Here is a 12,282-nt window from a genome sequence, read left to right as displayed (position 1 = left end):
GCTGCATTCATTTTTATTAAAAAAGTCTATTTGGTCATCTATTAACCACCTCGTCTTTTGTGAGATATCACTAAGAAGTAAAAAGGGAACCACTTTTACAATGATTGCAAAGCCATGTACCACGGCATAAAAATAATAAATAACGTGAAATTAACGGAATTACCTCAACACGTGTAGCGCACTATAGATGCTAATAAGAGGTATGAGGAGAAAGTATGAGTACTCACAGTGTTCCCAAAAAAAAAGGCTGGCTCTCGAACTTAAAGTTCCCGTCTGCCTATACCATTCTATTCATTCTTATCGCCGTCGTCGCCGCCCTAAGTTGGGTGGTGCCCGCCGGGCAATACGACCGCACTCTTAACGAAGAACTGGGTCAACAAGTTCCAATATCAGGTACTTATCAGCAAGTTGAAAGTAATCCGCAAGGTATCGTTGATGTCCTTTTAGCCCCCATTGATGGCTTTTATAACCACCAAACGTATGAAGCCGCCGCCATTGATGTCTCGCTGTTCATTCTGATCATTGGTGGCTTTTTAGGGCTGGTCACCAAAACCGGTGCCATTGATGCGGGGATTGAACGCGTCACTAAACGCCTGGAGGGACGCGAAGAGTGGATGATCCCCATTTTGATGGGCTTATTTGCCGCCGGGGGCACTATTTATGGTATGGCGGAAGAGTCATTGCCTTTTTATACGCTACTCGTGCCTGTGATGATGGCCGCGCGTTTTGACCCTGTGGTGGCAGCGGCAACGGTACTGCTTGGGGCAGGGATAGGTACGTTAGGCTCAACCATTAATCCCTTTGCGACCGTCATTGCCGCCAATGCAGCAGGGATCCCTTTTACTGATGGTATTCTGCTTCGCCTTGCCATCCTCGTCATTGGCTGGTTTATCTGCGTCGCTTATGTCATGCGCTATGCACGTAAAGTGCGCGCCGATCAGAGTCAATCGATTGTTTATGATCAGTATGAAAGTAATAAAAAACATTTCCTWGGCGAGCACGATGATAATCAAAACTTAGACTTCACCGCCACACGTAAGGTCATCCTTACCATTTTTGCCGGTGCATTCGCGGTCATGATTTATGGCGTCTCCTCGCTCGGGTGGTGGATGGCAGAGATCTCCGCCGTCTTCCTGGGGGCTGCGATCATCATTGGCTTGATTGCACGCATGAGCGAAGAAGAAATCACCACCAGCTTTATTGATGGGGCAAGAGACCTACTCGGTGTAGCGCTGATCATCGGCATTGCCCGTGGGATCGTGGTGATTATGGATAAAGGCATGATTACCGACACCATCCTTAATAGTGCCGAGAGCTTAGTCAGCGGTTTATCTTCTTTCGTCTTTATTAACGTGATGTATTGGTTGGAAGTATTATTGTCATTCTTGGTGCCTTCCTCATCTGGCTTGGCAGTGCTCACCATGCCAATTATGGCACCATTGGCCGACTTTGCGAACGTCGGGCGCGAATTGGTGGTAACCGCCTATCAATCGGCTTCGGGGATCGTCAATCTCGTTACACCTACCTCCGGCGTAGTCATGGGGGGTTTGGCCATTGCCCGCGTGCCTTATGCGAAATGGATAAAATGGGTCGCCCCCTTGCTTGGCATTCTTACCATTATGATCATGGCCATGCTTAGCCTTGGCGTCATGTTATAATATCAGTCATCAACTTAGCGTAGCGCGCACTGCTATCAAGCAGTGCGCTTTTTTATATCTATCACGTCCCCCGCTATCCGCGCACGCTTCCCCACTCCGTTCACACTGAGATTACATTATTAACACAAAGCGATTTAATACCGATCGTCATCACAAATAAAAACAAAAATCGGTCGGCATTTGTTAAATATAAAAACCACTACAGATAATCATTCATTTAATCCGCATAAGGTGAAATGGAAACAAAATAAAAAAGGCATAAAAAGTATAAACCCACCGCTAAAAACCTAGCACTTTAAAAATAATATCGCTAAGCACTCAGTAAAAGTGACTAAATATTAAAAACCATTTTTCAATGCTGCCATAAATACCATTAACACAGGGTAAAAACCCCGAAACGTAGGCAGTGTTTTCAATGTGATCTAACTTCAAGTTCAACCGGCTCACCGCGTTAGAATAAATCTGTACCCAATAAGAAACCTGCACTTTTTATTTCCCTTCCGATAAAAAGCCAAGCAGAGATAAACGGAGAAAGAAAGATGAACAACTTCTATGTCGGCTCTGAAATTGGTCAATTACGCACCGTGATGTTGCACCGCCCCGAGCGTGCTTTAACCCACCTGACCCCCTCAAACTGTCATGATTTACTTTTCGACGATGTTCTGTCAGTGGAACGGGCGGGGGAAGAGCATGACAAATTCGCTCAAACGCTACGCGATCAGGGCGTTGAGGTGTTATTGCTGCAAAACCTCCTTGCCGAAACCCTGGATGTCCCCGAAGCCAAAGCCTGGCTGATGAACCTTAAGATCTCGGACTATACCTTTGGTCCGTCATTTGCGAACGATATTCGCTGCTACCTCAATGATCTCCCCCACCACGAACTCGCCTCCATGTTCTTAGGGGGGCTAGCGTACTCCGAGCTACCGATTGCCTCGACCTCGATGTTACAAGCGATGCACGCCCCATCCGACTTTATCATTGACCCCTTGCCTAACCACTTATTCACACGTGACACCTCGTGCTGGTTATATGGTGGTGTGTCGATTAACCCCATGGCCAAGCCCGCACGTAAGCGTGAAACGAACCACTTGAGGGCCATCTACAAATGGCACCCTCGCTTTGCGAACGGCGACTTTATTACCTACTTCGGTGGCGAGAACATTGATTATGACAATGCCACCATTGAAGGCGGCGATGTCACTGTCTTAGGGAAAGGCGTGGTATTGATTGGCATGTCTGAACGCACTACGCCACAAGGGGTGGAAAACCTCGCATCCAGCCTGTTCAAACACGGCCAAGCCAAGCAAGTGATTGCCATGGAGCTGCCAAAACATCGCTCCTGCATGCATCTGGATACCGTGATGACTCACATGCGTGAAGACACCTTCTCGGTGTACCCCGAAGTGATTCGCAAAGACATCCAATGTTGGAGTCTGACCGGTGACCGTAGCGGCCACCTCAATGTGCGCGAAGAAGACTACTTCCTCACCGCCATCGAAAAAGCCCTCGATGTCGGCCCACTGAACCTGATCACCACGGGCGGCGATAGCTTTGAAGCGGAACGTGAACAGTGGAATGACGCCAACAACGTCTTGACCGTTCGCCCAGGTGTGGTCGTCGGCTACGAGCGCAACACTTATACCAACGAGAAATACGACAAAGCCGGGATCACTGTTCTCTCCATCCCGGGTGATGAGCTGGGTCGCGGCCGCGGCGGCGCACGCTGCATGAGCTGCCCGATTCATCGTGATGGTATTTAATCCTCGCATGGGCTGAGCGCCTGGCTCAGCCCCCACCGACTGTAGAGAGTATGATTATGAATAAACCCACTGTCGTCGTTGCATTAGGTGGCAACGCCCTCCTGCGTCGAGGCGAGCCTTTAGAAGCCGACATTCAACGCGCCAACATTGCCAAAGCGGCGAAAACCATCGCGGCAATTGGTGAGCAATACAATGTAGTGCTTGTCCACGGTAATGGCCCCCAAGTTGGCTTACTAGCCCTGCAGGGGCTCGAATACAAATCCGTTACTCCTTACCCTTTAGATGTACTTGGCTCTGAAACCCAGGGCATGATTGGCTATATGCTGATGCAAGAGCTACATAACTTAGCACCAGAGCAACACGTGTCTTGCATGCTCACGCAAATGACGGTGGATCCCAAGGATCCGGCATTCGCCAATCCCACCAAACCAATTGGCCCTGTGTATGACCAACAAGAGGCGAATCAGCTTGCTGACAAGTATGGCTGGGATATTAAACCGGATGGCCAATATTTCCGTCGGGTGGTACCTAGCCCGCAACCCACTGGCATTATTGAGGATGATGCCATTGCCAGTTTGATCAAACAGGGGCATTTAGTGATTTGTACCGGCGGTGGCGGTATCCCAGTCATTCAAGAGGAGGGGCAACTCAAAGGTATTGAAGCGGTCATTGATAAAGATATGTCTGCTGCGTTTCTCGCCCGTCAAATCAATGCCGATGCACTGCTTATTTTGACCGATGCCGACGCGGTTTACCTAAATTATGGTGAGCCCAGTCAACGCGCACTCGCCGACACAACGCCCGATGCTCTCAGCCAATATACCTTCGATGCCGGCTCTATGGGGCCAAAAATCGATGCCTCCTGCGAGTTTATTCGCCAAGGCGGCAAGCTAGTAGGGATTGGTGCCCTCGAAGATGGCCTTGCGATTTTGGCAGGCCAAGCCGGCACACGTATTCGTCCACACTCAGTCAATAACAACAATATTTCTCACGGCCAACCTGCGCCTGCACAAGCCTGAGACCCATAACAAAGAGGATTGCCCATTATGGCTTTTAACCTACGCAACCGTAACTTCTTAAAACYGCTGGACTTCACACCTCGTGAGATCCAACACTTTATCGACATGGCGATTGAACTCAAAAAAGCCAAATACAACGGTTATGAAACACCGCGTCTGAAAGGTAAGAACATTGCTCTGATCTTTGAAAAGTCGTCAACACGCACCCGTTGTGCCTTTGAAACCGCTGTGTTTGATCAAGGCGGCCAGGTGAGCTACATCGGCCCAACAGGCTCACAAATTGGCCATAAAGAATCGATGAAGGACACCGCTCGCGTATTGGGGCGGATGTATGACGGCATTGAGTACCGTGGCTTTGGCCAGGATATTGTCGAAGAGCTGGGTGAGTTCGCAGGGGTACCTGTCTGGAATGGGTTAACCACCGAGTTTCATCCTACGCAAATTTTGGCTGACTTAATGACCATGCTCGAACATGGCCGCGGCAAGCAGTTACACGAAATGCGCTTTGCATACCTCGGCGATGCCCGAAACAATATGGGGAACTCCCTGATGGTCGGTGCCGCGAAAATGGGAATGGATATTCGCTTAGTGGCTCCGAAAGCATTCTGGCCGGAAGAAGATCTCGTCGCACAATGCCGCGAAATCGCAGAGCAAACCGGCGCACGCATTACGCTCACCGAAGACGTACAAGAAGGCGTGAAAGATTGTGACTTCTTGTACACCGATGTCTGGGTGTCGATGGGAGAGTCTAAAGAAGCGTGGGACGAGCGCGTCGCGATGATGAAACCCTATCAAGTTAATAAGGATGTGGTGAAAGCCACGGGGAACCCGCACGTGAAATTCATGCACTGTCTCCCTGCCTTCCATAATAACGAGACCACAGTAGGGGCAGAAATCGAAGAAAAGTATGGGTTAAAAGGCCTAGAAGTCACCGAAGATGTGTTTGAGTCAGACTGCTCGATTGTGTTTGACGAAGCAGAAAACCGCCTCCACACCATCAAAGCGGTAATGGTTGCCACCCTTGGCGATTAACGCCATCTGACTCTGGGCGCCGCTCGGCGCCCTATTTCTCAATATTGATACCACCCAGTGACACCCATCAAAGTTTCCTATAAAAGCAACTGATAGCATATGCGATTGAATCACGCATTATCAGCTTTATACACTGATATAGACGTGAAATGCCGTTTATTATAAGGGGTTGCCCGTGGTTAATGATGCAATTCTATCGGTAGAAACCGCCACACCGGAGGACGATATCCTCTCTGCGTGTCGACACCTGCTGCAAACGCAAAGCTTTACCACCCAAGACGCCGTGCGCCAGCAATTGGTCCAACTTGGCTATCTTGATGTCAGCCAGTCGACCGTTTCACGCCTACTATCCAAGCTCGGGGTCGCCAAAGTGCCCAATGCGCATGGGCAAAAGGTCTACGCGCTCAGCGGAGACATGGAGCCTGTCTACGCGGTATCTTCTGTCGGCTCGCAAATCGATGACATCACCTGTAGCCAAGCCATGGTGGTCGTGAAAACGCATCCAGGCGGCGCACAGTTGATCGCTCGCTTACTCGACTTGCACCGACATCCTTTGATCTTAGGAACGGTTGGCGGGAACGACACTGTCCTGGTGGCCCCCCGCCAGCTCAATGAGCTTGCCGCCTGCGAACAAGTGGTTCGAGACCGCCTCGCCCCTGAGTAAACGGCTTTACGTGGCAAGCTAACCGTTGCAGACTATAGGTCTCGCTTTTTATAACAAAGGAACTAACAATGACCCAAGTACTGCAAACCGAGCAGGCACCAGAAGCTATTGGTCCGTATTCGCAAGGCGTTGACCTTGGCAACATGGTGCTGACCTCAGGTCAAATTCCCGTCAACCCAGTGACTGGCCAGATCTCGCCTGAAATCACCGCACAAACACGTCAGTCTCTCGACAACGTTAAAGCAGTGGTTGAAGCTGCTGGGCTTAAAGTGAATGATATTGTTAAGCTCACTGTGTTTGTCAAAAATATGGAAGACTTTGCCGATGTCAACAAAGTGTATGGTGCGTTCTTCGATGAGCACGGTGTGGAAAGCTATCCTGCTCGTTCATGCGTTGAAGTCGCACGCCTGCCCAAGGATGTTGATATCGAAATTGAAGCGATTGCGGTGCGCCAAGCCTAATTGGTAAGCGACGGCAACGAAAAGCTACTTCAACCAAAAGCTAACGCAAAACCGGCGCCTCCAGGCGCCGCTTTTTTATCTCGTGGTTGCATAGCGCACGCTTATCAACAGCGCGCCATCACATCGATACGTGATAAAACGTCAGCAAACCAAGCGGTGAAGCGCTCGGGAGCATCCACCATCGCCTGCTWGACTTCCCCTTCAGACCACCAGCGGCAGTCTGCTACTTCATCTGGGTTAGGGATCATGTCGACATGGCTGACTTCACAGGCGATGACTTGGTCCCATTCATGCTCTATCAACCCGTTATCCAACTCGGCACGGTATTCAAAACACGGGCCCAGGGTAAAATCAAGCGGGCGCGCAATGCCTAGCTCCTCGTATAAACGCCGTTTCGCCGCCGCTGCAACCGGCTCATCTTGTTTGGGGTGCGAGCAGCACGTATTAGTCCACAGCCCGCCACTGTGATACTTGTCCAACGCCCGACGCTGCAGCAAGTACTCACGCTCACCCTGTTCGTTGCAACGAAACAACATCACTGAGAAGGCCAGGTGCAGCCATCCTTGCTGATGGGCCTCCAACTTTTCAGCGATCCCTTGAGGTTCACCGCTCGGTGACACCAAAACCACATGGTGGCGCTGGGTTGAAGTCATAAACCTATCCTCAATTAGCGAACGCCTTGGTTGCGCTCCGCCACTTCTGCATCAAGCTGTTCGAGCTTGCTTTTCATCACCTGATGGCAATGCTTAGCGAGGTCACGGACATTGTCTTTATCGTAGCCCGTTGACGAAATCGGCGCCATCACTTCAACAATCACATGGCCGTTGTTCCAGCGGTTCGCTTTTAGGTGATGTGTCGAGCTACATACGATTGGAATCAAGGGGACGTTCGCGCCAATAGCAGCATGAAATGCGCCGGTTTTGAAAGGTAACAAACCACGTCCACGTGAGCGTGTCCCTTCAGGAAATAACCATACGCTTAATTGTTTGGCTCGGATTTTCTCTGTGACCTGTGCAATGGTGCCCATGGCTTTACTACGATWGGCACGATCAATCAACACGTTGCCCGTGAGCCAATACAGCTGGCCAAAAATGGGGATCCATAACAGGCTTTTCTTACCCACGGTGACCGCGCCAGGCATCAACGCATTCGATAAGGTCACCATATCCCAATTACTTTGGTGGTTGGCAATACACACGCTAGCGCCAGGCTCACGCGGGGCCCCTTCCGCGAAGCGCAGTTCAAGGCGAATCCCGAACAAAACAGAGAGGCGTCCAAACCACTTACTGATATGGTAGCAATTACGAGGATTGCGAGGGCTTAACAAGCAATACAACCCACCAAAAACAAACAGTAAAACAGCGACAATCAATAAAGCCAGCAGTCGCACGACAAAAATCATTTCTCTCTCCAAAGAGCAGGCGTGAAAGGCGAATCAGTATACCGATTCAGCGCAAAAATGCACCCGCTCCGCCCCTGGAGTCAGGGGCGGTAGCGACTTAGCGTTCGGGCAGGATCTCGATGTGATCGACACGCTGAAGACCACGCGGCAGCATACTGCCTCGTCGACCTCGCTCGCCACGATAATGCGTGAGATCATCCGGTTTTAAGGTCAGTTTGCGTTTCCCAGCGTGCAAGGTCACCCCGGCATTGGCCGGCACCACATACAGTTGACTTAACACCTCTTCACGTGATTTGGCACGTGCGCCAGGAATATTAATGATCTTATTCCCTTTCCCTTTACTCAGTTGCGGAAGCTCATGGACCGGGAACACCAGCATGCGGCCTTCATTGGAAATCGCGACAATCAAATCGCTTTCCAAATCAACAACCTGGCGTGGCGGCATCACTTCAGCCTGATCAGGCACGGTCAGTAAGGCCTTACCGCTACGGTTTTTGGATAACATATCCGCTTGCTTGCAGACAAAACCATAACCGGCATCCGAGGCCACCAATGTGAACTGTCCCTCATCGGCCATTAGTACATGACGAATCGACGAGCCTGGGGTGATATTAATTCGCCCAGTAATCGGCTCACCTTGGCTGCGTGCTGATGGCAAGGTGTGCGACTCTATGGCATAACTGCGACCATCAGACCCCAGGAAAACCGCGGGTTGATTACTTTTTCCCGGTGCTGCGTCGAGGAACTTGTCGCCTGCTTTGTAGTTAAGGCCAGAGGCATCCACATCATGCCCTTTGGCGTGGCGGATCCACCCTTTATCTGAGAGCACCACAGTGATGGGTTCGCTGGGGACCAAGTCACGCTCGGTTAACGCTTTGGCCTCTGCTCGCTCAACCAGCGGGGAACGGCGGTCGTCCCCGTATTTTTCCGCATCCGCGAGGATTTCTTTTTTGATTAAGGTATTCAAGCGACGATCGGAGCCAAGCAGTTTCTCGAGCTTATCGCGCTCTTTGCTCAATTCATCTTGCTCACCACGGATCTTGATTTCCTCAAGCTTGGCTAACTGGCGTAATTTGATCTCAAGGATCGCCTCTGCCTGTTTCTCGCTCAAACCAAAACGTGCAATCAGCTCGGCTTTTGGCTCATCCTCACTGCGGATGATTTCAATCACCTCATCAATGTTCAGGTAAGCGGCGAGTAAGCCCTCTAGAATATGCAGGCGAGCGAGGACTTTTTCCAGCCGATGTTCAAGGCGACGTCTCACCGTCTGGCGGCGGAACGTTAACCACTCAGATAAGATGCCCTGTAAGCCTTTAACTTGCGGGCGTCCATCCAGGCCAATCATATTGAGGTTAACGCGGTAGTTCTTCTCTAGATCGGTCGAGGCGAACAAGTGATCCATCAGTTGATCACAATCGACACGGTTAGAGCGCGGCACAATCACAATCCGGGTCGGGTTTTCATGATCCGACTCATCACGGAGATCGTCCACCATCGGCAGCTTTTTCGCCCGCATTTGATTGGCGATTTGCTCTAGCAGCTTAGCGCCCGACACTTGATGAGGCAGCGCAGTGATCACGATTTCATTGCTTTCTTTATGCCACAGCGCGCGCATTTTGATAGAGCCACGGCCGCTCGCATAGAGCTTTTTCAAATCTGACTTCGGCGTGATCACTTCCGCTTCGGTGGGGTAGTCAGGCCCCTGCACATGCTCTAGTACACCGTCTAAGTCCAGGCTTGGCTTATCGATCATTGCGGCCAAGGCATTAGCAAGTTCACGCGCATTATGTGGCGGAATATCTGTCGCCATCCCCACCGCAATCCCGGTGATCCCATTGAGGAGAATATGCGGTAAGCGTGCCGGCAAGGTTTTAGGCYCTTTCATGGTGCCATCAAAATTAGGCCCCCATTCAACCGTCCCTTGCCCGAGTTCTTGCAGCAACACTTCAGAGAAGCGTGATAAGCGTGATTCCGTGTACCGCATCGCCGCAAACGATTTAGGATCGTCAGGCGCCCCCCAGTTACCCTGACCGTCCACCAGCGGATAACGATAGGAAAACGGCTGGGCCATCAATACCATGGCCTCGTAACACGCCGAGTCGCCATGAGGATGGTATTTACCCAATACATCCCCGACAGTACGCGCCGATTTTTTATATTTTGCCGTGGCAGATAGCCCCAGCTCTGACATCGCGTAAATGATCCGGCGCTGCACTGGCTTTAAGCCATCGCCGATAAACGGCAGTGCGCGATCCATGATGACGTACATCGAGTAATTGAGGTATGCGTCCTCAGTGAACTGGCGCAGAGCAAGCTGCTCTACCCCATCATAAGTCACCTCTGTCATGCGAATTAGATCCCGTTATAGTAATTTAGATATCGATAAGCTCGGCCATATCGCCTTTTTGCTGCAACCAATGACGGCGGTCCTCTGCCCGTTTTTTACCCAGCAGCATGTCCATCAGTTGCTGCGTCTGCTCATCATCATCAATGGTGAGCTGAACCAGGCGACGGGTATTGGGATCCATGGTGGTTTCACGCAGCTGTAATGGGTTCATTTCCCCCAAGCCTTTAAAGCGTTGCACATTGATTTTGCCGCGTTTATTGCTCAAACGCTCAAGGATCCCTGCTTTTTCATCTTCATCCAAGGCATAAAAAACCTCTTTGCCACAATCAATGCGGTAAAGCGGCGGCATCGCCACGTACACATGGCCAGCCTGAACCAAGGATCTAAAGTGCTGCACAAAGAGTGCACATAGCAAGGTCGCAATATGTAGGCCATCGGAGTCCGCATCGGCGAGGATGCAGATTTTATCGTAACGAAGGTTGCCCAAGTCCCCAGAGTCAGGATCAATGCCCAACGCCACCGAAATATCGTGTACTTCTTGGGAGGCCAGCACTTGATCGGCGGAGACTTCCCACGTATTGAGGATCTTGCCTCGAAGCGGCATCACCGCTTGAAATTCGCGATCCCGAGCCTGCTTAGCTGACCCACCTGCCGAGTCCCCCTCGACCAAAAATAGCTCGGTACGACTCGAGTCTTGCATCGCACAATCTGTGAGCTTTCCGGGTAGCGCGGGGCCTGATGCCACCTTCTTACGCACCACCTTTTTCGCGGCACGCATGCGACGATGGGCACTGGCAATACACACTTCCGCCAAACGCTCAGCAAGGTGGGGACGCTCATTGAGCCACAAACTAAAGGCATCTTTGACCACCCCAGACACAAACGCCGCACATTGACGAGAGGACAAGCGCTCTTTGGTTTGCCCCGCAAACTGTGGGTCTTGAATTTTAACCGAGAGCACGTAGGCACAACGCTCCCAGATATCGTCGGCGGTCAGCTTAACGCCGCGCGGGAGAAGGTTACGGAACTCACAGAATTCGCGCATCGCTTCCAGCATCCCTTGGCGCAAGCCATTCACATGCGTGCCACCTTGTGCCGTTGGGATCAGGTTGACATAGCTTTCTGTGGTTAGCTCGCCCCCTTCAGGTAACCAAATAACCGCCCAATCCGCCGCTTCGGTCTGACCACTGAATTCGCCGATAAAAGGTGTCTCTGGCAGGACTTCATAACCTTTAACACTGTCAGCCAGGTAGTCTTTCAATCCATCTTGGTAACACCAAGACGTGGTCTCGTCGGTGTATTTATCATTGAGATTGACCGTCAATCCCGGGCACAGCACCGCCTTGGCTTTTAAGATGGTTTTAAGGCGAGAGAGTGAAAACTTGTCAGAGTCAAAAAACTGGCCGTCAGGCCAAAAATGCACGCGTGTGCCACGGTTGCGACGACCACAGGTACCGGTCACGGTTAAATCTTGTACTTTGTCGCCATTTTCAAAGGCAATGTCGTAGACTTGACCATCGCGCTTAACGGTAATCTCTACCCGATGAGACAACGCGTTGACCACGGAGATCCCCACCCCGTGTAAACCACCGCTAAATTGGTAGCTTTTGTTGGAGAACTTACCGCCCGCATGCAGTTTGCATAGAATCAGCTCAACCCCAGAGACGCCTTCTTCAGGGTGAATATCAACCGGCATCCCGCGACCATCATCGATCACTTCCAGTGACTGGTCGGCATGGAGAATCACATCAATCTTGCTGGCATGGCCAGCTAACGCTTCATCAACACTATTGTCGATAACTTCCTGCCCAAGGTGGTTAGGGCGACTGGTATCTGTATACATACCGGGGCGTCGGCGCACGGGCTCGAGCCCATTGAGGACTTCTATCGATCCTGCGTTATAATTTTGTTCTGTCATAATCGATTGGCTTAATAAATG

10 protein-coding genes are annotated in these 12,282 nt (G+C 51.0%); 6 read left to right on the top strand and 4 right to left on the bottom strand.

Annotated elements, in window-relative coordinates; genetic code table 11:
* The first annotated feature begins 215 nt into the window (after window positions 1-215).
* From BZG14_RS07685 to BZG14_RS07660, 6 genes are all read left to right on the top strand, one after another.
* Window positions 216-1,658: a YfcC family protein gene (locus BZG14_RS07685; protein WP_077608428.1), complete on the top strand. Its 1,443-nt coding sequence runs from the start codon at window positions 216-218 to the stop codon at window positions 1,656-1,658.
* Window positions 1,659-2,197: 539 nt separating this feature from the next.
* The gene (arcA, locus tag BZG14_RS07680; protein WP_077608427.1) at window positions 2,198-3,418 is read left to right on the top strand and encodes an arginine deiminase; all 1,221 of its coding nucleotides are present in this window, start codon (window positions 2,198-2,200) and stop codon (window positions 3,416-3,418) included.
* A gap of 56 nt (window positions 3,419-3,474) precedes the next feature.
* Window positions 3,475-4,437 carry a carbamate kinase gene (gene arcC / locus BZG14_RS07675; RefSeq protein ID WP_077608426.1) on the top strand — a complete coding sequence of 321 codons (963 nt, stop codon included), beginning with the start codon at window positions 3,475-3,477 and terminating at the stop codon, window positions 4,435-4,437.
* A 27-nt stretch (window positions 4,438-4,464) separates the two neighbouring features.
* The gene (gene argF, locus BZG14_RS07670; protein WP_077608425.1) at window positions 4,465-5,469 is read left to right on the top strand and encodes an ornithine carbamoyltransferase; all 1,005 of its coding nucleotides are present in this window, start codon (window positions 4,465-4,467) and stop codon (window positions 5,467-5,469) included.
* 175 nt (window positions 5,470-5,644) lie between these two features.
* Window positions 5,645-6,133, top strand: a complete 489-nt coding sequence (locus BZG14_RS07665) for an arginine repressor (protein ID WP_077459418.1) — start codon at window positions 5,645-5,647, stop codon at window positions 6,131-6,133.
* Between the two features lie 68 nt (window positions 6,134-6,201).
* Window positions 6,202-6,594, top strand: a complete 393-nt coding sequence (locus BZG14_RS07660) for a RidA family protein (RefSeq protein WP_069361728.1) — start codon at window positions 6,202-6,204, stop codon at window positions 6,592-6,594.
* 104 nt (window positions 6,595-6,698) lie between these two features.
* Here the strand turns inward: BZG14_RS07660 and idi are convergent, their stop codons facing one another.
* The 4 genes from idi to parE all read right to left on the bottom strand — a co-directional run bounded on the left by idi (window position 6,699) and on the right by parE (window position 12,261).
* Window positions 6,699-7,247, bottom strand: coding sequence for an isopentenyl-diphosphate Delta-isomerase (idi, locus tag BZG14_RS07655; RefSeq protein WP_077608424.1), 549 nt, complete (start codon window positions 7,245-7,247; stop codon window positions 6,699-6,701).
* A 14-nt stretch (window positions 7,248-7,261) separates the two neighbouring features.
* Complete coding sequence (locus tag BZG14_RS07650; RefSeq protein WP_077608423.1) at window positions 7,262-7,996, bottom strand: 1-acylglycerol-3-phosphate O-acyltransferase; 735 nt, start codon at window positions 7,994-7,996, stop codon at window positions 7,262-7,264.
* A gap of 97 nt (window positions 7,997-8,093) precedes the next feature.
* The gene (parC, locus tag BZG14_RS07645; RefSeq protein ID WP_077608422.1) at window positions 8,094-10,343 is read right to left on the bottom strand and encodes a DNA topoisomerase IV subunit A; all 2,250 of its coding nucleotides are present in this window, start codon (window positions 10,341-10,343) and stop codon (window positions 8,094-8,096) included.
* 25 nt (window positions 10,344-10,368) lie between these two features.
* Window positions 10,369-12,261 carry a DNA topoisomerase IV subunit B gene (gene parE / locus BZG14_RS07640; RefSeq protein WP_077608429.1) on the bottom strand — a complete coding sequence of 631 codons (1,893 nt, stop codon included), beginning with the start codon at window positions 12,259-12,261 and terminating at the stop codon, window positions 10,369-10,371.
* Between the last annotated feature and the right edge of the window lie 21 nt (window positions 12,262-12,282).

Origin of the sequence: Salinivibrio sp. IB282, from assembly GCF_001995685.1 — a bacterium.
In the GTDB taxonomy this organism is placed as follows: domain Bacteria; phylum Pseudomonadota; class Gammaproteobacteria; order Enterobacterales; family Vibrionaceae; genus Salinivibrio; species Salinivibrio kushneri.
The sequence above is the reverse complement of the archived record's forward strand: the minus strand, read 5'-3'. Positions and strand labels throughout refer to the sequence as shown.